This is a genomic window from Micromonospora sp. SYSU B005 (genome assembly GCF_055362685.1).
On the sequence record NZ_JAXCFU010000002.1, the window covers coordinates 154818 to 174042 of the forward strand.

A 19225-nucleotide genomic window follows, 5' to 3' on the forward strand; every position below is an offset into this window, starting at 1 on the left:
ATGGCCGCTGCCGGTCCGGGTAACGCCTCGTCATGGCGAAGTACACCGAGCCGGAACTGCGCGAGCGCCTCAAGGCCGAGATCCGGGCCTCCGACAAGGGCGGACGGCCGGGGCAGTGGTCGGCCCGCAAGTCGCAGCTGCTGACGAACGAGTACAAGAAGGCCGGCGGGGGATTCGAGGGCCCGAAGGACGCACGGCAGCGCTCGCTGCAACGCTGGGGCGGCGAGAAGTGGCAGACCCGCAGCGGTGACACGCGCGCCCGCAACGGCGGCGAAACGCGGCGTTACCTGCCCAAACAGGCGTGGGAGGAGCTGTCGGAGCCCGAACGGCGGGCCACCGACACCCGCAAGCGCCGCGCGTCGCGTTCCGGCCGCCAGTACGTGCCGAACACCGGCCCGGCGAAGCGGGCCCGCCGGGACGCCACCGCCGCCGAGCAGATCAACGAGCTGCCGGTGACCGAGGCGGTCAAGCTGGTCCGTGACCTGGACACCCGCCAGCTCGACGCGGCGCTGCGCCGGGAACGCGGCGGCAAGGCCCGCAAGACGCTCATCGGACGGCTGGAGTCGGAACTGGGCCGGCGACGGGCGGCGTGAGCGCGTAGTCCCGTGGCGCACCGCGACCGGAAGGGCCGGCCCGCGGGCCGGCCCTTCCGCGCGACGGTCAGCGGCGCGGGTGCTGCGGGATGCGCGGCAGCACGTAGGGCGGACCGGAGAAGATCAGGTCGGCCTTCAGCTCGTGGTACGCGCGCTTCGGCTGGTAGTTCTCGTCGTAGACGGTGGCCAGGCCCTCCGGCGGGTCGGAGAACGCGCCGGGCACCCAGGAGTGCTTGTCGGTGAAGCCCCAGAGCGTGAACGACAGGCAGTGCCGCTCGGCCAGGCAGGCCTGCATCAGCACGCTGAAGTTCGCCGCGGACGCCTGCAGTCGCGGGTTGATCTCCGCGGAGTCGCCGGCCTCCACCCCCTCGGTGATCTGGCTGCGCACGTCCACCTCGGTGAGGGCCGTGGCCAGCCCGAGCCCGGCGAACTTGCGCAGCGCCGCGGCCACCTGGAGCGTGCTGAAGTTGCCGTACTGGGTGCCCAGGTGGCCCTGTGCGCCCACGCCGTCGATCGGCACGCCCTTGGCCCGCAGGTCACGGGCCATGTCGTAGACGAACTGCGTCTTGTCGTCGGCCGGGTTGCCGGAGCCGAACGCCTCGATGTTGTAGTCGTTGTAGAACAGCAGCGCCTTCGGGTCGGCGGCGCGGGCCCAGCGGAACGCGTCGGCGATGTAGCCGGGGCCGAGGTTCTGCGCCCAGAACCCCTTGTAGTGCAGGGTGGACGGGGTGTCCCAGGGGTCGCTGACCGCCTCGTTCACCACGTCCCACTGCCAGATCTTGCCCTTGAAGTGGGTGACCACGGCGGTGATGTGGTCGCGCAGGATCTGGCGCAGCTCGGTCTTGCTGATCGAGCCGTCCGCGACGCCGCCGGTCAGCCACGCGGGCAACTGGTTGTGCCAGACCAGCACGTGGCCGCGGACCCGCTGGTTGTTCTTGCGGGCGAACTCGACCAGCTCGTCGGCCGGGCCCCAGTTGTAGGTGCCACGGGTGGGTTCGAGGCTCTCCCACTTCATCACGTTCTCGGCGGTGACAGTGGAGAACTCGGACGCGGCCAGCTCGCGGTAGCGCGGCTCGGAGGCGTCGTTGAGGGCGGCCATGTCCACGGCGGTGCCGACGTACAGGCCGTGGCGCTTGGCCAGCTCGCGAAGGCTCTGCGCGGCCGGGTCGTACGGGCGTCCGGCCGTCGCGGGGACGACGTTGAGGGCGGTGGCGGTCGCGACGGCGACGGCGCCGGCGGCGAGCCATCGTCTCAGCTTCATGGTCGTTCCTTTCGGGAGGGTGCGCGCGGCCCGGGGGCCGGCGGTGGCGGTGCCGGAGACGCCGCGCCGTGGAACGGTTCGGCGGGCGCCGGGGTGGACTGACGAAGCGGCTTCCGAAACTTCCGATCAACCTTCCGGAAGTAGCCCGAAACATTACGGACGCCGATAGCCGTCCGTCAATCACCTGGCGGGGAGGGTGAGCCGGCGCCTCAGCGCAGCGGGTGGCAGGAGGCCCGGACGACCAGCTCGGTGGGGAGCTGGATGTGGGTGTCCCGCTCGACGCCGGCGATGAGGTCGATCAGCAGGCGCAGCGACTCGGCGCCCATGCGTTGCAGCGGCTGCCGGATCGTGGTGAGGGGCGGGTCGACCAGCGCCGACTCGGGGATGTTGTCGAAGCCGATGACCGACAGATCCTCCGGTACGCGCAGGCCGAGACCGCGGGCCACGTCCACTGTGGAGATGGCCGAGAGGTCGTTGCCGGCGAAGATCGCGGTCGGCCGGTCGGCGAGCGCGAGCAGTTCGGCGGCCGTGCTGGCGGCGGTCTCGGTGCGGAAACCGCCCACCCGCACGAGCCGCTCGTCCACCGGCACGCCCGCGTCGGCCATCGCCTTGCGGAATCCGGCTTCGCGCAGGCGGGCCGACTCCAGGTCGGGCCGGCCGCTGATGTGCGCGATCCGCCGGTGCCCGAGCGACAGCAGGTGGTCGGTGGCCAGCACCGCGCCGGCGAAGTTGTCGGAGTCGACGGTGGGCAGGCCGGACGGGCCGGTGTGCGGGTCGACGGCCACCACGTGGAAGCCGTGCTTGGTCTCGACCACGGTCGGCGTCACGATCACCGCGCCGTCGATGAGCGTGCCGGACAGCCGCGCCAGGGAGCGCCGCTCCCACCCTATGGCCGCGCCCTCGCCGTCACCGCTGGAGTAGGCGAGCAGCTGGTAGCCGCTGCCGGCGACCTCGCGGGACGCGCCCTTGAGCAGCTCGGTGGAGAACGGCTCGAACTCGGCGACCAGGATGCCCAGCACGTTCGTGCGGTGGCTGCGCAGGCTCTGCGCGCCCAGGCTGGCCTCGTACCCGAGCTCGTGGATCACCTGCTGGACGCGCTCGACGGTGGCCTGCGCGACGCCGTACCGACCATTGACGACCTTCGATACAGTTGCCACCGAGACGCCGGCCGTACGTGCCACGTCCGACATCTTGACGCGCTCCTGGAACACCACGCCGACGATGATAGAGGGCTCTCCCAGGGGGATCGAAGACGATGTCGAAAACGTTATCGATACCGATTGACTTCACGTTACGGCCCTGTAAAACTCCCCGGCAGGTAACCCGACTGAGTGGTCGAGGAGACATCTATGGTGATGAAGCGCCGTGCTGGCGCCGTCCTGGCACTGTTTGTGACAAGCGCTCTGCTGGCCTCCGCGTGCAGTGGTGGTGGCGACGAGGAGAAGGCCGCCGAGAGTGAGCTGTACAAGAACCCGGTGACGTTGACCTGGTGGCACAACGCGTCGCAGGACGGGCCCGGCAAGACGTACTGGGAGAAGGTCGCCAAGGACTTCTCCGCGGCCCACCCGACCGTCAAGATCGAGATCGAGGCGATCGAGACGAACCAGCTCCAGCGCACCCGGCTCCCCGCCGCGCTGCTGAGCAACGACCCGCCGGACATCTTCCAGGCGTGGGGCGGCGGCGAGATGCGCGAGCAGGTCGAGGCCGACTACCTCAAGGACATCACCGACCAGGTGAAGGGCGAGGTGGCCGACATCGGCAGCGCCGCCGAGATCTGGCAGGTGGAGGGCAAGCAGTACGGCCTGCCGTTCCGGATGGGCATCGAGGGCATCTGGTACAACAAGGACATGTTCGCGAAGGCGGGCATCACGGCGCCGCCGACCACCTTCGACGAACTCAACACCGCTGTCACCAAGCTCAAGGCCATCAACGTCGTCCCGATCGCACTCGGCGCCGGGGACAAGTGGCCGGCCGCGCACTGGTGGTACAACTTCGCGTTGCGTGCCTGCTCGGTCGACACGCTGAAGAAGGCCTCCAAGGACCGGACCTTCGACGACCCGTGCTTCGTCAAGGCGGGCCAGGACCTGAAGACCTTCATCGACACCAAGCCGTTCCAGAACAACTTCATCGCCACGCCGGGTCAGAACGACCCGACCAGCGCCAACGGCCTGCTCGCCAACGGCAAGGCCGCGATGGAACTGATGGGCGACTGGAACCGCGGCACGCTGGACACCGTCGCCACGGACAAGGCGGCCCTGGGCAAGTTCCTCGGCTGGTTCCCGGTGCCGGCGATCTCCGGCTCCGCCGGTGACCCGAAGGCGGCCCTCGGCGGCGGCGACGGCTTCGCCTGCGCCAAGAACGCCCCGGCCGAGTGCGTCGAGTTCCTCAAGTACATCGTCAGCCCCGAGGTGCAGAAGGGCTACGCCGCCACCGGCACCGGCCTGCCGGTCGCCAAGGGCGCTGCCGACGGCGTCACCGACCCGGCGCTGAAGTCCATCCTGGAGGCCACCTCCTCGGCCACCTACGTGCAGCTCTGGCTGGACACGGCCTTCGGCAGCACCGTCGGCACCGCGATGAACGACGCGATCGTCGCGATCTTCGCCGGCAACGGGACACCTGAGAAGGTCGTCTCGGCCATGAAGGCGGCCGCAAGCAAGTGACGTCCGCATCGCAGACCCGTACGCCCGCCGTCGGCGCGCAAGCGCCGCCGGCGGGCCTCCGGCCCGGCGCACGGGCCGCCTCCCGCCGCGCCGAGACCCGTCGCAAGTGGTACGAGATCATCGGCCTGACCACGCCCGCGATCGTCATCTACGTGATGTTCGTGCTGGTGCCGATGGGCTTCGCGTTCTACTACAGCCTGTTCCGCTGGCGCGGCGTCGGCCCGCCCACCGAGTACGTCGGCTTCCGCAACTACACGCTCGCCTTCCAGGACCCGATCTTCCTCGACGCGCTGCGCAACAACGCGATCATCGTGTTCGGGTCGCTGCTGATCCAGGGCCCGGTCGCGCTGGGCATCGCCCTCCTGCTCAACCGCCGCTTCCGCGGGCGCTCGGCGTTCCGCCTGCTGGTGTTCGTGCCGTACGTGCTGGCCGAGGTCACCGTCGGCATCATGTGGAAGCTGATCCTGACCGAGAACGGCACGCTCGACGCGCTGCTGCAGTCGATCGGGCTGGGCGGCCTGGTGCAGGCGTGGCTGGCCGACCTGGACGTGGTGATCTGGACGCTGCTGTTCGTCCTCACCTGGAAGTACGTCGGCTTCGCCATCATCCTGCTGCTCGCCGGCCTGTCGAACGTGCCGCAGGAGCTGAACGAGGCCGCGGAGATCGACGGCGCGAGCTGGTGGCAGATCCAGCGCCACGTCACGCTGCCGCTGCTCGGCCCCACCATCCGGATCTGGATGTTCCTGTCGATGATCGGCTCGCTGCAGGTCTTCGACATGGTCTGGGTGACCTCGGTGGCGGCGGTGCGCTCGCTCGGCGCCTCGGCCACCATGGCGACGTACATGGTGGACAACGGCTTCTTCGCCCGGCTCTGGGGCTACGGCAACGCGGTCGCCGTGATCCTGTTCGCCATCTCGTTCGTCGCGGCGCTGCTGTTCCAGCGTTTCCTGCTCCGCCGGGACATCGAGGGCGCCATCACCCGGAAGGGGAAGTGACAGTGGCCATGAACTCCGTATCCGCCCCCTCGGCCGGGCGCCGGCCGGTGCAGTGGAGCTCGCCGCTGACGTACGCGATCGCGCTCGCGGTCGCGGCCGTGTCGATCGCACCCGTGGTGTACGTCGTCGTCGGCGGTTTCCGGACCACGCCGCAGATCGTGGACGACCCGGCCGGCCTGCCGGACCCGTGGGTCTGGGACAACTACTACCGGGTGCTGACGCAGAGCGACTTCTGGATGCAGGCGTTCAACAGCGCGGTGGTCGCCCTCGGCACCACGCTCGGCGTGGTGGTGCTCGGCATGGCCGCCGCGTTCGTGCTCGCCCGCTACACGTTCCGGGGCCGCGAGGGGCTCTACACCTTCTTCACCCTCGGCCTGCTGTTCCCGGCCGGCGCGGCGATCCTGCCGCTGTACCTCATGCTGCGCGACCTGAACCTGATCAACTCCTACTACGCGGTGATCCTTCCGCAGGTGGCCTTCTCGTTGCCGCTGACGATCGTCATCCTGCGGCCGTTCCTGTCGGCCATTCCGCGGGAGCTGGAGGACGCGGCCGCCATCGACGGCGCCGGCCGGCTCGGCTTCCTCTGGCGGATCGTGCTGCCGCTGTCGCGGCCCGCGGTCGTCACCGTCGGCATCCTCGCGTTCGTGGCGAGCTGGAACGCGTTCCTCCTGCCGCTGCTCGTCCTCGGGGACGTCAACCTGCACACCCTGCCGCTGGGCGTGCAGAACTTCTCCAGCCAGTACACCACCGACACCGCGGGAGTCCTCGCCTTCACGTCGCTGGCGATGTTGCCGGCGCTGCTGTTCTTCACCCTGGCGGAGAAGCAGATCGTGGGCGGTCTCCAGGGCGCGGTCAAGGGCTGAGCGGCGGCGGCACCAGCACAACCAGTGGAAAGGCACACCATGACAGAGGTCCACGCGGTGGTGGACGGGCCGGTACCGGCTCAGGCAGGTTCGGACCACGACCGGCCGGACGGACACGACGCCGAGACGCGCGTACGGGAACTGCTCGCTCGGATGACGATCGAGGAGAAGGTCGCGCAGCTCGTCGGGTTCTGGGAAAAGGAGGACGGTGAGGCGGTCGCGCCCCTGCAGGGCGAGTTCGCCGACAGCGGCCGGCTCGAGGACTTCTCCCGGCACGGGCTGGGTCACCTGACCCGCGCCTACGGCACCCGCCCGGTCGACGCCGCCGCCCGCGCCGCCTGGCTGTGGAAGTTCCAGCGGGACCTGGTGACGGGCACCCGGCTGGGCATCCCGGCCATCGTGCACGAGGAGTGCCTGACCGGCCTGTCGGCGTGGAAGGCGGCGACCTTCCCGACGCCGCTGGCCTGGGGTGCCGCGTTCGACCCGGAGCTGGTCACCGAGATGGCGGCGGCGATCGGGGCCTCGATGCGCGCGCTCGGCATCCACCAGGGACTGTCCCCGGTGCTGGACGTGATCCGGGATCCCCGCTGGGGCCGGGTCGACGAGTGCATCGCCGAGGACCCGTACCTCGTCGGCACCATCGGCACCTCGTACGTGCGGGGACTCCAGTCGCAGGGCGTGCTCGCGACGCTGAAGCACTTCGCCGGCTACTCCGGCTCGCGGGCCGGGCGCAACTTCGGCCCGGTGCACGCCGGTCCCCGGGAACTCGCCGACGTGCTGCTGCCGCCGTTCGAGATGGCGATCCGCGATGGCGACGCGCGCAGCGTCATGCACTCGTACGCCGAGATCGACGGCGTGCCGGTCGCCGCCGATCCGACCATGCTCACCGATCTGCTGCGGGAGCGGTGGGGCTTCGACGGGACGGTGGTGGCCGACTACTACGGCGTCGCCTTCCTCAACCTGCTGCACCACGTCGCGGCCGACAACGCGGACGCGGCGGTGCAGGCGCTGGGCGCGGGCCTCGACATCGAGCTGCCCACCGGCGACGCCTTCCTGACCCTGACCGAGTCGGTGCGGGCCGGCCGGGTCGACGAGGCGCTGGTCGACCGGGCGGTGCTGCGCGTCCTGCGCCAGAAGCAGGAACTCGGGCTGCTCGACGCCACGTTCGACGACGAGCCGCCGGGCGCGATCGACCTCGACTCGCCGGAGCACCGGTCGATCGCGCGCCGGCTCGCCGAGGAGTCGGTGGTCCTGGTCGCCAACGAGGGCGTGCTGCCGCTGCCGGCGGGCCGCCGGGTGGCGGTCGTCGGGCCGAACGCGGACCGGCAGGGCGCGCTGTTCGGCTGCTACTCGTTCCTGAACCACGTGCTGGCCCACCACCCGGGCGTGGAGACCGGCTTCGAGGTGCCGACCGTCCTGGAGGCGGTGCGCGCCGAGTTCGGCGCCGACTCGGTCACCTTCGCGGCCGGCTGCGAGGTGGACTCGGCGGACCGGTCCGGGTTCGACGAGGCGGTCGCCGCCGCGTCCGCCGCCGACGTGGCGGTCCTCGTGGTCGGCGACCACGCCAGCCTGTTCGGCCGCGGCACCGTCGGCGAGGGCTGCGACCGGGACGACCTGGAGCTGCCCGGCGTGCAGCGTCAGCTCGTCGAGGCGGTGCTGGACACCGGCACCCCGGTCGTCCTGGTGCTGCTCACCGGCCGCCCGTACGCGCTCGGCTGGGCGCTGTCCCGGTGCGCGGCGGTGGTGCAGACGTTCTTCCCGGGTGAGGAGGGCGCCGGGGCGATCGCGGGCGTGCTCTCCGGGCGGGTCAACCCGTCCGGCCGGCTGCCGGTCACCCTGCCCGGCTCGGCCGGCGCGCAGCCGTACTCGTACCTGCACCCCGAGCTGGGGGAGGGCATGAACGGCACGAACCTGCCGGCGACGCCGGTGGCGCCGTTCGGGCACGGGTTGTCCTACACCACGTTCGCGTACACCGACCTGACCGTGCCGGCCGAGGTGCCGACCGACAGGCCGCTGAAGGTGTCGGTGCGGGTGACGAACACCGGCCCGGTCGCCGGTGACGACGTGGTGCAGCTCTACGGCCGCGACCTGGTCGCCTCGGTGACCCGGCCGGTGGCGCAGCTGCTCGGCTACCGGCGGGTGCGCCTGGAGCCGGGCGCCTCGGTGACCGTCGAGCTGACCGTGCCGAACACGCGGCTGGCCTTCACCGACCGCACGCTCACGCGCGTGGTGGAGCCCGGAGAGGTCGACGTCTGGGTGGGCACGAGCGCCCGGCGCGACGTCCAGGCGCGGACGACGCTGACCGGCGACACCGTCGCGATCACCGCGGAGTCGCCCCGCTGGACGACGACCGACCTTCGCTGAGCCGGGTCCGCCGGTCGTCCACGGGGCGACCGGCGGACCCTTTCATCTCATATTGGCGTTATGTCGTTTTTGGCTCAGTAGGCTCCAGGATGTCATCCAGCCCCGGCTGGATCCCGGTCGCCGGCACCCACAGGGATGCGTGAGTCACGATGATGGACGCGGACACCATGGTCCTGCCCCGGCTCGGGGACGCCGTGGTCGAGGACCCGTGGGGCGAGGACCGGCCGCGCCGGGCCGCCGCCCGCGCCGCTACCGCCGCGAGGCGCTGGCGGATCGCGGCGTGGCTGCTGCCGGCGGCCCTCACGGGTGCGCTCGGCGCCGCCCGGATCACCGCGTCGGCGCCGAGCGCCGGAGAAGTCGCGACGCGGCGCGCGGCCACGTCGTCGTGGCCCGGGATCGGCGCCGCGCTGACCGGCGACGAGGTCGCGCTCGGGCCGTACCACCTTCTCCTGCGTGCCTGGGCGGCGCTGTTCGGCGCGGCGGACCTCGCGCTGCGCGTACCGTCGCTGCTGGCCATGATCGGGGCCGCGGCGCTCGTCGGCGCGCTCGCCGCCCGGATCGCCACGCCCGCCGCCGGCCTGGCCGGCGGGGCGATCTTCGCGGTGCTGCCGACCTCGATCCGGTACGCGCAGGAGGCGCAGCCGTACGCGCTGGCGGTGTTCGCCGCCGTGCTCGCCACCTGGCTGCTGGTGCCCGCGCTGGACCGGCCGGGCCCGCGGCGCCTCGTGCCCTACGCGGGCGCGGTGCTGCTGCTGGGCCTGTGCCAGCCGGTGGCGTTGCTGCTGCTCGCCGGCCACGGCTGGATCGTGCTGGCGTTCCGTCGCCGCGTCGCCGTCAGATGGCTGGCCGCGGTGGTCCTCGGGCTGATCCCGGTCGCCGCGCTGCTCGCCTCCGGCCTGCGCGACGGCGGTCATCTGGCGTCCGGCGTGCGACCCGGCGCCGCCGTGCTGGCGGCCACGCCCGGCGACCTGTTCGGCGTCGCCGCGCTCGGGGGCGTGCTGGCCGGGCTGGCGTTGTTCAGCCTCCCGCTGCGGTACGCCGCCGCGATCTGCACCGCCTGGGCGCTGGTGCCGGCGCTCGGACTGCTGGCGCTGGCACAGGCCGCGCCGGTCTGGTCGGCGGCGAACCTGCTGTTCACGGTGCCGGCCTGGGCGGTGCTCGGCGGGGTCGCCCTGTCCCGGGCGCGAGTCGCCGGGGCCGTCGCCGTGCTGGCTCTCGTCGCGCTGCTCGCCGTGGCGGCCCAGCTTCCCGGCTGACCGCGTGACCCGTCGACGATTGGGCGATGTCTGCCTGATTCGCACTTTTTGCGGTTGATTGTCGGCTTAGCATTCGGTCGGCTCCAGAGCCTGCAGACCATGGGGGAAACGTGGCCGTCGCCGCCGATACACGCCCGTCCCGCGCCACGACGGCCGGGCCGCCGGGTGCCCGCCCGATCGCACCCGTCCCGCCCGGGACGCCGGCCGATCCGGACCGCCGGCAGCGCAACGTCCGCGCCCGCCTCGCGTACGCCCGTTGCGGTGCCACCGCCGGCCCGCTGCGACCGCCCCGCCGCCCCGACGCGGCGGTCGAGTTCCGCCCCACCGCCTCGGTCGCCGCGCGGCTGGTGCTGACGCTGCTGGTGCTCGTCAACAGCGCCGCCGGCCTGGTCTTCGTCGGCTGGCTGCTGCTGCCCCAGCACGTGCCCGGGCCCGGCGTCGTCGGCCTCGGCGGCTGGCAGACCGTCGTCGCCCGGCTGGCGTTCTGCGTCGTCGTCGGCGTCGAACTGATCCGCCTGGCGCAGAACGTGGTGGTCTGGGTCTTCGCCTACCACGCCCGGGACCCGGTGCCGGTCGACCCGCCGGTCGGCCTGCGGGTCGCCCTGCTCACCACGATCGTGCCGAGCAAGGAGCCGATCGAGGTCGCCGAGCGGACACTGCGCCGGCTGCGGGAGATCGTCTACTGCGGGCACGTCGACGTGTGGATCCTCGACGAGGGCGACGACCCGGCGGTCCGGGCGATGGCCGCGCGGCTGGGCGTCCGCCACTTCACCCGCAAGGGCCGGCCCGAGTACAACCGGCCCGGCGGCGAGTTCCGGGCCCGGACCAAGTCCGGCAACCACAACGCCTGGCGGGCCGAGCACGAGCACCGCTACGACGTGGTCGCGAACGTCGACCCGGACCACGTGCCGCTGCCGAACTTCCTGGAACGCACGCTCGGCTACTTCCGCGACCCGGACGTCGCGTTCGTGGTGACCCCCCAGGTGTACGGCAACATGCACCAGAACTTCGTCGCCCACGGCGCCTCGGTGCAGCAGTACCTCTACAACGGGCTGATCGCCCGCGGCGGCAACGGCCTGGACGCGCCGCTGCTGACCGGCACCGGACACCTCTACCGCCCGGCGGCCTGGCGGACCATCGGCGGCTACCAGGACTCGATCATCGAGGACCACCTCACCAGCATCCGCGTGCACGCGGCCGTGAACCCGGCCACCGGCAACCGGTGGAAGGGCGTCTACACCCCGGACGTGGTGGCGCTCGGCGAGGGACCGACCTCCTGGGCGGACTACTTCAACCAGCAGAAGCGCTGGGCGGCCGGGATCTGCGAGATCCTGCTCCGCCGCGAGCTGCGTACGCCGCGCGACCTGCCGTCCCGCCGCCGCTGGCAGTACCGCCTGCTCCAGTTCTACTACCCGAGTGTGGCGGTGAGCCTGCTGCTCGGTAACGCCGCCACCGCGCTCTACCTGCTGACCGGCGTCGACGCGGGCCGGCTCGACCCGCAGGTCTGGGCGACGCTGTGGGGCTCCACCATCGGCACCTGGTTCCTGCTGTGGCTGTGGCTGCGCCGGTTCAACATCGCCCCGCACGAGCGGGAGGAGGTGGGCATGGTCGGCATGGCGCTCGCCCTGTTCGCCGGGCCGGTGTACGTGGCCGCCGCGGTGGGCGCGCTGCTGCGCCGCAAGCTCGGCTTCGTGGTCACCGCCAAGGGTGCGCTGCGCACTGTCGAGTCGGCGCGTACGTTCCGGCTGCACCTGTGCTGGGCGCTCGCCGCCGCCGGGCTGCTCGCGGCGAGCTTCGCGCTGGATCACGACTACCCGCTGCTGCGGGTCTGGCCGGTGCTGACGCTGCTGACCGGGCTCGCCCCGCCGCTGATCTCCTGGGTGGAGAGTCTGCGGGCCCGCCGGGACCGGGCCGCCGAACCGGCCCGGGAACCGCAGGTGGTGCCCCGGACCGTGACCGAGGGCGGTGTGCCGTGCTGAGGCCGACGCTGCCCCGGATGGGCCTGGCGCTGGCCGGGTTGCTGCTGCTCGCGTACGCCTTCGTGGTGGCGCCGGGCGCGTGGCGCGACCCGGGCACCGACGCCGCGGCGCGGCGGCCCGCCCCTGCCACGCCGCAGGCGAGCACCGACGTGCCGGCGGCGGCCGTGCCGAGCCCGCACGGTGGCCCGTTCCCGCCGGCCGGGCAGGCGTTCTTCGGCGTGATGACCGACAAGGGACCGTACGACTTCGCGCCGGTCGACAGGTTCGCCGAGGCGGCCGGGCGCGCGCCGCAGGTGATGCTCTTCGGCGCGGACTGGGCGTCGGCCGCGTTCGACCGGAGCCTGTTCGACCGGATCGCCGAGCGGGGCATGATGCCGATGCTCGGCTGGGAGCCGTGGGACCACACCGTCGACAAGGCGGCCCGCCGCACCGAGCTGACCGACAGGCAGATCGACCGGCTGCGCGCCACCCAGCCGGACTACCGGCTGTCCCGGATCGCACGCGGCGACTTCGACGCGTACCTGCGCTCCTGGGCCGACGGCGTCCGGTCGCTGGGCTACCCGGTCGCGATCCGCTTCGCGCACGAGATGAACGGCGACTGGTACCCCTGGTGCGAGCGGGCCAACGGCAACCGCCCCGGCGACTACGTCCGCGCCTGGCGGCACGTGCACGACGTCTTCGCCGAGGCCGGCGCCACGAACGTCACCTGGGTGTGGAGCCCGAACGCCCGCTGGGACAAGACGACCGCCGGGGTCACCGGGCTCTACCCGGGCGACGAGTACGTCGACTGGGTCGGCGTCACCGGCTACTACGGCAGTGGCGCGTTCACCAAGACGTACTGGTCGTTCGACCAGATCTTCGGCCCGACGATCGCGGAGATCCGCAAGGTCACCGGCAAGCCGCTCGTGGTCACCGAGACCGGCGCGGCCGACGCCGCCGGGCACAAGGCGCGGTGGATCCGGGACACGTTCCGCGCCCTGCCCCGCTATCCGGGCCTGATCGGGCTGATCTGGTTCGAGGTGGACAAGGAGAAGGACTGGCGTATCGCCGGCTCACCGGCGGCGGCGACCGCGTTCGCCGAGGCGGTGGCCGCCGAGCGCTACGACGTCACCTGGTCGCCGGCGGTACGGCCGCGTACCGGGCCCTGATCCGGCTCAGACCAGCGTGCGGACCGCCCGCAGCGCCGCCTCCACGTCCTGCTCGCCGTTGGCGATCGTCGCGCCGAATCGCAGGTACGACGGCCGGTAGGGGGTGCTGCTGGCGATCACGCCGGCCGACCGCAGCCGGTCCACCGCCCGGTCCGCCGGCACGCCCGGCACCTCGCAGCAGACCACCCCGGCGGACAGGTCGGCGGCGCGCGGCGTGACCAGCCGGACGCCCCGGATCCCGGCCAGCCCCTCCTTGAGCCGGTCGGCCAGCTCCCGGGTGCGTTCGGCGACCCGGGCCGGGCCGATGCGCCGGTGGAACGCGAACGCGTCGGCGAGCGCCCACCGGTGCTCGAAGCTGTGGTAGCCGCCGGGTGTGTGCGCCGCGCCCGGCGGCACGGGCTGCCCGCCGGTGCCGCCGGCGAGCCAGCGACCGATGCCGCGCCTGTCGAAGCTGGGGATCACCGGTGTCATCCGGGCCCAGGCCCGCTCGGCGGCCCAGACCAGGCCGGTGCCGCGCGGCCCGAGCAGCCACTTGTGGCAGCCGGAGACGAGCACGTCGCAGCCGAGCTGCTCCGGTGTGGACGCGTCCGCGCCGAAGCCGTGCACCGCGTCGAGGCAGAGCAACGCCTCCGGGCTGCGCTCGCGGACCGCCTCGGCCAGCCGGCGTACCGGCAACTTCACGCCGGTGCTGGAGTGCACCCAGGTCAGCGCCACCACCCGGGTACGGGGCGTGAGCGCCGCGGTCAGGCCGGCGACCATCTCGTCCGCCGTGGCCGTGGCCGCGTCCTGGTAGAGGCGGGCCCGGCGCACTGTCACCCCGTCGCGTTCGGCGCGCAACCGCAGCGCCTCGTGCGTGGCGTAGAAGTCGTGCTCGGTGGTCAGCACCTCCTCGCCCGCTCGCAGCCGGATCGCGCTGTAGACCAGGCCGAGGCCCATGGTGGTGGAGTCGGTGAGCGCGATCTGCTCCGGCCGGGTGCCGAGGTGCCCGGCCGCCGCGTCCAGCACCGCGCGGTCCAGCCGTTCCTCGTGGAGCCCCAGGTAACCCGAGGCGTCCCGGTCGAGACCGGCGCGGTGGACCGCCACGGCGGCCCGTACCGGTGCCGGGTGCGGGGCGAAGACGAACGTGGCCAGGTGTGCCCGGGAGGGGTCGAGCGCGAACTGGGCGCGGACGCTGTCCCAACTGGCCGGATCCAGGGCGGGAGCGTCGTCCGGCGCCGCGGTCCCGCCCGCCGGGCGGTCCGGCTCGCAGCCGGTGGCCAGGCCGGTGACGCCTGCCGCCGCTGTCGCGCCGAGCAGGTGCCGCCGGGTCAGGTGCCGTCGCGTCGGGTGCATGGGGCAATCGTCCGCCGTGCATGTCACGGCCGGGTCACCGCCGGGGGACCGGTGATTTCACCGATGCGCACCGGCGGCAGGGCATCGATGCTGACGCATGTCGATGTAATTCCGGCGCAAGGAGTGACCGACGTGCCCACCACCACCCGTTCCCGTACCCCCGTCCGTGCCCTCGCCCGCCTCGCCGTGGCGGCACTGCTCGCCACCGGCGGCGCCCTCGCCGTCCCGGCCGCGGCGAGCGCGGCAAGCCCCTACGAGCGCGGCCCGGCGCCCACGAGCGCCATCCTGGAGGCCAGTCGCGGCCCGTTCGCCACCTCGTCGATAAACGTCTCCTCGCTGAGCGTGACCGGCTTCGGTGGCGGCGTCATCTACTACCCGACCAGCACCGCCGAGGGCACCTTCGGCGCGGTCGCCATCTCGCCCGGCTACACCGCCTCCTGGTCCAGCCTGAGCTGGCTCGGCCCGCGGATCGCCTCGCACGGCTTCGTGGTGATCGGCATCGAGACCAACACCCGGCTGGACCAGCCGGACAGCCGGGGCCGCCAGCTCCTGGCCGCGCTGGACTACCTGACCCAGCGCAGCTCGGTGCGGGGCCGGATCGACTCGTCCCGGCTCGCCGTGGCCGGGCACTCGATGGGTGGCGGCGGCAGCCTGGAGGCGGCGGCGGCGCGGCCGTCGTTGCAGGCCGCCGTCCCGCTCGCACCGTGGAACCTGGACAAGACCTGGTCCGAGGTACGGGTGCCGACGCTCATCATCGGCGGCGAGACCGACAGCGTGGCGCCGGTGGCGACCCACTCGATCCCGTTCTACAACAGCATCCCGGCGTCGTCCGAGAAGGCGTACCTGGAGCTGGACGGCGCGAGCCACTTCTTCCCGCAGACGACGAACACGCCGACGGCGAAGCAGATGGTGGCCTGGCTGAAGCGGTTCGTCGACGACGACACCCGTTACGAGCAGTTCCTCTGCCCCGGCCCGAGCGGGTCGGCGATCCAGGAGTACCGCAACACCTGCCCGAGCGCCTGATCCGGTCCGCTCCCGGGGTGGTCGCCGTGGCGACCACCCCGGGAGCGTGTCCGCCTCTTTTCCGACGGGTTGCCCATCTGTGACACTGCATGCATGGTTTCTGCATCGACAGTGCATATAGACCTGTGGGGCCGGGACGACGAGTGCGACGCGATCCGCCGGCTCCTCGACCACGACGACGGCGGCGCGCTGCTGTTCCACGGGCCACCCGGCTCCGGGCGCACCGCCCTTCTGGCGTACGCCCGCAGGTGGGCGGGACAGCGCGCGGTGCTGGCCGGCGCCGGCGTGGCCGACGAGGCGACACTGCCCTACGCCGGGCTGCACCGCCTGCTCGACCCGGTGCTGGACGCGGACACCGCACTCCCGGTGCGGCAACGCCGGCTGTTGCGCCGCACGCTCGGCGGCGACGGGTGCCCGGCCGAGCAGCGCCTGGCCCTGGCCGCGGCGGTGCGGTCACTGCTCGCCGCCGCGGCGGCGGACCGGCCGCTGCTGTGCACGGTGGACGACCTCGACATCGGCGATCCGCAGAGCGCCTGGACACTGGCGGTGGTGGCGCGCCGGCTGCGCCGGCTGCCGGTGGCGATGCTGCTGACCGCCACCGCACCGGCCACCGTCGACGGCGTACCCGCCCACCGGCTGCGCCCGCTGGACGCCCACGAGTGCCACGCCATGCTCGCCGGCCTGCGGGAGCGGCCACCCGTGGCGGTGGCCACGGCGCTGGCCGCGCTCAGCCGAGGCAGCCCGGCGGCGCTGGCCGACCTGGCCGGCACGCTCACCGCCGCCCAGTGGCGGGGTGAGGCGCCGCTGCCCGACACGCCGCCGGTGGACGGCGTACTCGCCGCCGCGTACCGGGCCCGCCTGGACCGGCTGCCCGTCCCGACCCGGCGGATGGTGCTGCTCGCCGCGCTCGACCCCGGCGACGACCCGGCCACGCTGGTCCGCGCCGCGTGGGCGGCCGGACTGACCGTCGAGGCGCTCGCCCCCGCCGAAGCGGCCGGCCTGCTGCGCACCGGGCCGGGCGGGGTGACGTTCCCGCACCCGCTCGCCCGCACGATGATCACCGCAGTCGCGCCGCTCGCCGACCTGCGCTCGGCGCACCTGCTGCTGGCCGGCACGCTCGCCGAGGGCACGCTGGGCCGGGCGCTGCGCCACGCCATCGCCGCCGACTGTCCGGCCGACATGCTCGCCGCCGAGTTGAGCGCGGCGGTCGACGAGGTGCCGGACCGCGCCGCCGCGGCGGTCGTGCTGCGCCGGGCCGCCGAGCTGAGCCCCGACCCCGGGCGCGCGGCCGAGCTGACCATCGCGGCGGCGCGGTGCGCCTGGACCGCCGGCGACCCGGAGCAGGCCCGAGGGCTGCTACGGCGCCTGACCGCCGGACCGGCGCCCGGTCGGGCCGACCTGCTCCGCGGCGAGATGCAACTGCGCTGCGACGCGCCCGCCGCCGCGGTCGCCACGCTGCTGGCCGCCGCCGACGCGGTCGCGCCGGCCGACCGGCGGGCCGCGCTGCTGGCGCTGGTCCGGGCCGGCGAGGCCATCTGCGTCACCGGCGACCAGTACCGGTACGCCGAAGTGGCCCGCCGGGCCGAGGCGCTGCGTCGGCCCGGCGACCCGCCCGAACTCGACCTGCTGGCCACGTTCGCCGCCGGTGTCGGGGCGACGCTGCGGGGCGACCACGCCCGTGGCGGTCCGGCGCTGCGCCGCGTCGTCGTCCTCGGCGGCCGGCTGGCCGGTCCCGCGCTCACCCCGGGCGCGCTCGTCTGCGCCGCCGCGGCCGCACTGCTCGTGGCCGTGGACGGTCCCGCGCACCGGCTCGCCGGCCGGGCGGTCGAGCTGGCCCGCTCGCGCGGCGAGCTGTCCCTGCTGCCCCGGGCGCTGGAGCTGCGAGCAGTCGCCGAGTACTGGCTGGGCCGGCACGAGGCGGCGGCGGAGACCGCCCGCGAGGGCGTGCGCGCCGCCCGCGCCACCGGCCAGCACGTCTGCGCCCAGGTGCACCTCGGCATCCTCGCCGTGCTGGCCGCGGTCCGCGCCGACCGGGACGCCGCGCTGGCCCGGATCGCCGAGATCGGGGACGGGGCCGCACCGGGAAGCCGGCCGGACGCGTACGCCCGCTGGGCGCTCGGCGTGCTGGACCTGATCGACGGCCGGTACGCCGACGCGGTGGCCCGGCTGTCCGCGCTGGCCCGTACCGGCACCGGCCGGGGCCAGGTGCTGGTCCAGGTGATGGCCACGCCGTACCTGGTGGAGGCCGCCGCCCACGACGGCGGGCGGCCGGCCGCCGCGCTCGCCGTGTTCGACCACTGGGCCAGCAGCACGGCGAGCCCGTCGCGGCGGGCGCTGGCCGCGCGCTGCCGGGCGCTGCTCGCACCCCGGGGCGGCCCGGAGGCCGAACGGGAGTTCCACGCGGCGCTGCGGCTGCACCCGGCCGACACCGACCGGTTCGAGCGCGCCCGCACCGAGCTGCTGTTCGGTCGCGAGCTGCGCCGCCGGCGCCGCCCCCGGGACGCCCGGGCGCACCTGCACCGGGCCCGGGAGGCGTTCACGCTGCTCGGCGCCACCGTGTGGGCCGAGCGGGCGGGGGAGGAGCTGCGCGCGGCGGGGGAGTCGGTCGGGCCGGTGCGGCGCGGCCCGGAGCAGATGCTGACCGGGCAGCAGTTGCACATCGCCCGGCTGGTCGCGGAGGGGGCGACCAACCGGGAGATCGCCACCCGGATGTGCCTGTCCACCCGGACCGTCGACCACCACCTGCGCAACGTCTTCCACCGGCTGGGCGTGCGCTCGCGTACCGAACTGGCCCGCCTGCTGTCCTGACCGCCCGCCGTCCTCGGCCCGCGTGGTGTCGGCCGCCGGGCCGGGCGCGCCGCCGGGATCAGCGCAGTGCGGCCACCGCGGCGTCCGCGCCGCCGCGCCAGAGCACGCCGGCCTCGGTGAAGCCGGCCGCGCGCAGCGCGTCCAGGTGCCATGCCGCGGGCGGGTTCCACTCCGGGCTGTGCCCGGTCGGGTAGATCTGCCGCCGCTTCTCCACGAGCGGGCCGAGCACCGGGTCGTCGGCCGCCTGCGCCCACCAGTCCGGCCAGGACAGCGCCGCGCCGGCACGGTGCCGGGCGTCCCGGCGCGCCCGCGCGCGCTCGCCGAGCCGTGCGGTGAGCGTCGGCATCGCGTCGTCGGGCATGTGGTCGGCGTTGACGAACACGCCGCCGGGGCGCAGCACGTCGCGGATCTCGCGGTAGAGCTCGGTCAGGCGCGGACCGTCCACCCAGTGCAGCGCGGTGGCGGTGAGCACGGCGTCGTAGTCGCGGTGCGGCAGCGCGGCGGCCCAGTCGGACCGGTTGAGGTCGGCGGTGACCACGGTGGCCCGCCCGGCCAGCGCCGCCTCGGCGAGGGTGAGCAGCACCGGGTCGAGGTCGAGCACCGTCACCTCGGCGTCGGGCCGGCGGGCCAGCGTCCGCAGGCTGATCGATCCGGTGCCGCCCGCGAGGTCGAGCACCCGTGGCGGCCGGTCGCCGGTGACCGCTTCGACGGCGTCGAGCATCGCGTCGAAGCGGTGCTCCCGGTCCGGCAGGTACGCCTCCTGCTGCCGGTCCCAGCTCTCCTGCCAGGCCCGTACATCCAGATCGTAAGGAGTCATACCCCTCACGATAGTTACCAGCAGGCGACCCTGTCGAGGCTTGTTGCCAAACTTTTGCAATAAGCGGGGGCGTCCCGGCGGCGTCACCGGGGCCGGACGTCCGGCGGGCCGACGGTGACGAGGCGG

The 19225-nt window shown here is 73.6% G+C and carries 14 protein-coding genes; 10 read left to right on the forward strand and 4 right to left on the reverse strand.

What is annotated here, in order from left to right:
• The first annotated feature begins 32 nt into the window (after positions 1-32).
• On the forward strand, positions 33-593 hold the full coding sequence (locus SM452_RS05910) for a DUF5872 domain-containing protein (protein ID WP_318334417.1): 561 nt from the start codon (positions 33-35) through the stop codon (positions 591-593).
• Positions 594-660: 67 nt separating this feature from the next.
• Here the strand turns inward: SM452_RS05910 and SM452_RS05915 are convergent, their stop codons facing one another.
• Together SM452_RS05915 and SM452_RS05920 are read right to left on the reverse strand one after the other, a co-directional pair.
• Entirely contained in the window at positions 661-1854 is a 1194-nt protein-coding gene (locus SM452_RS05915; protein WP_463839437.1) for an endo-1,4-beta-xylanase, read from the reverse strand.
• Between the two features lie 209 nt (positions 1855-2063).
• The gene (locus SM452_RS05920) at positions 2064-3068 is read right to left on the reverse strand and encodes a LacI family DNA-binding transcriptional regulator (protein WP_262011873.1); all 1005 of its coding nucleotides are present in this window, start codon (positions 3066-3068) and stop codon (positions 2064-2066) included.
• Between the two features lie 135 nt (positions 3069-3203).
• On the opposite strand from SM452_RS05920, the gene SM452_RS05925 reads away from it, so the two are divergent.
• The 7 genes from SM452_RS05925 to SM452_RS05955 all read left to right on the forward strand — a co-directional run bounded on the left by SM452_RS05925 (position 3204) and on the right by SM452_RS05955 (position 13119).
• Positions 3204-4514, forward strand: coding sequence for an ABC transporter substrate-binding protein (locus SM452_RS05925; protein ID WP_463839438.1), 1311 nt, complete (start codon positions 3204-3206; stop codon positions 4512-4514).
• A complete protein-coding gene (locus tag SM452_RS05930; RefSeq protein ID WP_463839439.1) occupies positions 4511-5509 on the forward strand; it encodes a carbohydrate ABC transporter permease in 999 nt (332 codons plus the stop codon). The genes SM452_RS05925 and SM452_RS05930 overlap by 4 nt, the downstream gene beginning before the upstream one ends.
• Before the next feature lie 8 nt (positions 5510-5517).
• Positions 5518-6372, forward strand: a complete 855-nt coding sequence (locus tag SM452_RS05935; protein WP_463839440.1) for a carbohydrate ABC transporter permease — start codon at positions 5518-5520, stop codon at positions 6370-6372.
• Between the two features lie 39 nt (positions 6373-6411).
• Positions 6412-8736 carry a beta-xylosidase/alpha-l-arabinosidase gene (locus SM452_RS05940; protein ID WP_463839441.1) on the forward strand — a complete coding sequence of 775 codons (2325 nt, stop codon included), beginning with the start codon at positions 6412-6414 and terminating at the stop codon, positions 8734-8736.
• Positions 8737-8885: 149 nt separating this feature from the next.
• Positions 8886-9992, forward strand: coding sequence for a glycosyltransferase family 39 protein (locus SM452_RS05945; protein ID WP_463839442.1), 1107 nt, complete (start codon positions 8886-8888; stop codon positions 9990-9992).
• A gap of 110 nt (positions 9993-10102) precedes the next feature.
• Positions 10103-11971, forward strand: a complete 1869-nt coding sequence (locus tag SM452_RS05950; RefSeq protein ID WP_463839443.1) for a glycosyltransferase family 2 protein — start codon at positions 10103-10105, stop codon at positions 11969-11971.
• Positions 11965-13119, forward strand: a complete 1155-nt coding sequence (locus SM452_RS05955; protein WP_355508057.1) for a glycoside hydrolase family 26 protein — start codon at positions 11965-11967, stop codon at positions 13117-13119. The genes SM452_RS05950 and SM452_RS05955 overlap by 7 nt, the downstream gene beginning before the upstream one ends.
• Before the next feature lie 6 nt (positions 13120-13125).
• On the opposite strand, the gene SM452_RS05960 is transcribed toward SM452_RS05955, so the two are convergent.
• Positions 13126-14451 (reverse strand): aminotransferase class V-fold PLP-dependent enzyme, encoded by a 1326-nt coding sequence (locus SM452_RS05960; RefSeq protein ID WP_463839444.1) that lies wholly within the window; start codon positions 14449-14451, stop codon positions 13126-13128.
• Between the two features lie 132 nt (positions 14452-14583).
• Between SM452_RS05960 and SM452_RS05965 the strand changes: the two genes are divergently transcribed.
• Together SM452_RS05965 and SM452_RS05970 are read left to right on the forward strand one after the other, a co-directional pair.
• Positions 14584-15474, forward strand: coding sequence for an alpha/beta hydrolase family protein (locus SM452_RS05965; protein WP_262011865.1), 891 nt, complete (start codon positions 14584-14586; stop codon positions 15472-15474).
• Positions 15475-15567: 93 nt separating this feature from the next.
• Positions 15568-18282, forward strand: a complete 2715-nt coding sequence (locus tag SM452_RS05970; RefSeq protein WP_355508051.1) for a helix-turn-helix transcriptional regulator — start codon at positions 15568-15570, stop codon at positions 18280-18282.
• Between the two features lie 58 nt (positions 18283-18340).
• Here SM452_RS05970 and SM452_RS05975 read toward each other — a convergent pair whose 3' ends face one another.
• Positions 18341-19099: a class I SAM-dependent methyltransferase gene (locus tag SM452_RS05975; RefSeq protein ID WP_357208997.1), complete on the reverse strand. Its 759-nt coding sequence runs from the start codon at positions 19097-19099 to the stop codon at positions 18341-18343.
• Positions 19100-19225: the final 126 nt, after the last annotated feature.

Coding starts and splice junctions, on each gene's coding strand:
- SM452_RS05960 (WP_463839444.1), bottom strand. CDS start 14,451: ATGCACCCGACGCGACGGCACCTGACCCGGCGGCACCTGCTCGGCGCG.
- SM452_RS05945 (WP_463839442.1), top strand. CDS start 8,886: ATGATGGACGCGGACACCATGGTCCTGCCCCGGCTCGGGGACGCCGTG.
- SM452_RS05975 (WP_357208997.1), bottom strand. CDS start 19,099: ATGACTCCTTACGATCTGGATGTACGGGCCTGGCAGGAGAGCTGGGAC.
- SM452_RS05915 (WP_463839437.1), bottom strand. CDS start 1,854: ATGAAGCTGAGACGATGGCTCGCCGCCGGCGCCGTCGCCGTCGCGACC.
- SM452_RS05935 (WP_463839440.1), top strand. CDS start 5,518: ATGAACTCCGTATCCGCCCCCTCGGCCGGGCGCCGGCCGGTGCAGTGG.
- SM452_RS05925 (WP_463839438.1), top strand. CDS start 3,204: ATGGTGATGAAGCGCCGTGCTGGCGCCGTCCTGGCACTGTTTGTGACA.
- SM452_RS05940 (WP_463839441.1), top strand. CDS start 6,412: ATGACAGAGGTCCACGCGGTGGTGGACGGGCCGGTACCGGCTCAGGCA.
- SM452_RS05910 (WP_318334417.1), top strand. CDS start 33: ATGGCGAAGTACACCGAGCCGGAACTGCGCGAGCGCCTCAAGGCCGAG.
- SM452_RS05970 (WP_355508051.1), top strand. CDS start 15,568: ATGGTTTCTGCATCGACAGTGCATATAGACCTGTGGGGCCGGGACGAC.